Origin of the sequence: Massilia sp. S19_KUP03_FR1, from assembly GCF_036688685.1 — a bacterium.
GTDB lineage: Bacteria > Pseudomonadota > Gammaproteobacteria > Burkholderiales > Burkholderiaceae_D > JALYUM01.
Genome location: NZ_JAQQPS010000066.1, coordinates 1 through 1,725 on the forward strand (window position 1 = coordinate 1; position 1,725 = coordinate 1,725).

Annotated in this window: 2 protein-coding genes; both read right to left on the reverse strand. The window is 42.6% G+C overall.

All coding sequences use genetic code 11. From position 1 onward, the window contains the following. Positions 1-39: 39 nt before the first annotated feature. Complete coding sequence (locus V6M87_RS27145; RefSeq protein WP_332879792.1) at positions 40-429, reverse strand: hypothetical protein; 390 nt, start codon at positions 427-429, stop codon at positions 40-42. Next, entirely contained in the window at positions 404-1,387 is a 984-nt protein-coding gene (locus V6M87_RS27150) for a hypothetical protein (RefSeq protein ID WP_332879793.1), read from the reverse strand. The genes V6M87_RS27145 and V6M87_RS27150 overlap by 26 nt, the downstream gene beginning before the upstream one ends. Between the last annotated feature and the right edge of the window lie 338 nt (positions 1,388-1,725).

Below are 1,725 nucleotides of genomic sequence, written 5' to 3' on the forward strand. Positions count from 1 at the left end.
CGCTCAAGGAGTGGCAGCATAAGAAACCAGAGTTATTCGTCAAACGCGTTTATGACCAGGCGAGACTTGACACTTAACCAGCAAAAGAAAATCTTCATACCCGGCGCCGCAATAACCTTGCCCCATCGAATTAGGTCTTGACGGCTCTCGTGTAAAAATAAAAAACATCGGGTCGCGCTTGTCGGCATAGGTATTTATTAGCGATACTTCAAAAGATTTTTTTAGGTGATCACTGAAAGATTTTGAAATAATGTAATGTTTTTTTTGATTTGTCGCCTTAGCCGTAACTTGTCCTTGTTCCGTCACCACTATTACTGACGCACCTGGTGCCTTCAAGAGTAGTTCCGTTGCCAAGGTGTATGTACTGAATACAGATGTCAGGGAGAATGTGATTATCTTTAAGCTATTTATTTTTAACATTGTCAGCATAGACCACTCCGGAGTAGCGCCATAGACTTTTCGATGTTGGTGGCTTAGAATATTCGGATTTATCTCGTTCATGCAAAGTTTCCTCTTGTTTTCCTTTGTTTTCGCTTTTGGTGATGTCCCAACCGATGTTCCCAGTATTAGTGTCGTTTAAGATTGTTGGGTCGCGTATCCATTTATTATTGGCCTTATCCCACTCATGGTAGTTGCCGGAATTCCATCGGCACCAAGTTTCAAGTTCAAGTTGCTCAGCGCTATAAGTTCGATCACGCTTCGATCCTTCGAGGTATCTCTTTGCCTCCCTCATTTTTTCTTTATATAGTTTAACTCCAGCCTTAATATTTTCTTTCCAGTTCCAGGCTTCCTGATATTTTGGTGGTGGATTAGTGAGCTGAGTTAATCCATAACCCCCGTCAAACGCGACGATAGGTTCACCATCTGCATTTATAAATTGCTTGAAAGCGCTTTCTTTTTTAACGAGTTTCTCAAATCCTGATATTTCGCTAAAAGTTGCAATAAATTCGCTTACGGCTTTTTCGGTCGGATTGCTGCCAATTATCCGCACATGGCGGTTGAATTTTTTTCCATCATTTGAGGCTGTAACTTTGAGTGCGCCACCGAGACATTTCCCGTTTAAATCAGCCTTCCATAATTTCCCTAAATCTTTAAGTTTTCCGCTATCTGACCATTTTTTTAAAGTTCTTCCACGTTTTTTAGATTCGCGCATTCCGCTTGTGGACGCCGACCAGGTGATTTCCCATGACCAGGAGCAGGTGGCCTCTCCCGATATGTCGAGTTCAAATGTGATGTCGGGAAAACTTCCGTCTTCACTTATTTTGAATACTTCGTTCTCTTTCGGAGATATCCATTCATCCGGCCCTTCGGGAACAACTACTTTAACCAGTGAGTTTTTTTCTTTATTGGTCTTGGCGCCCGTTGAAAATTTAACATTTTTACTCATAAATGATCCTTACTCTAATATCTCCAAGGATAATTTCTCTTCGGATGATGTGTAAATTCGCTCAGTGAGGCCTTCCGAATTTGTCACTCCATCCCATTGCTCACCACTTTCGCTAAAAATTCGGTATCGGCGGTGAGCCAAAGGCATATTGTCTTTTTCAGAAACCAAATGAAATCGTTCATCAAATTCTCCCCGGTCTCCTTTGGTTTTTACTGTTGAACCGGATTCCCAGCGAGGGTGTGGCTTATTAGTTGCAGCTAAGGAAACGCTGATTAATTAAGGCGCTCCCGTTCCCGCCGGTGCCGCAACCTGAGACAATAACGGTACGTTCCCTGCCT

Coding starts and splice junctions, on each gene's coding strand:
- V6M87_RS27145 (WP_332879792.1), bottom strand. CDS start 429: ATGCTGACAATGTTAAAAATAAATAGCTTAAAGATAATCACATTCTCC.
- V6M87_RS27150 (WP_332879793.1), bottom strand. CDS start 1,387: ATGAGTAAAAATGTTAAATTTTCAACGGGCGCCAAGACCAATAAAGAA.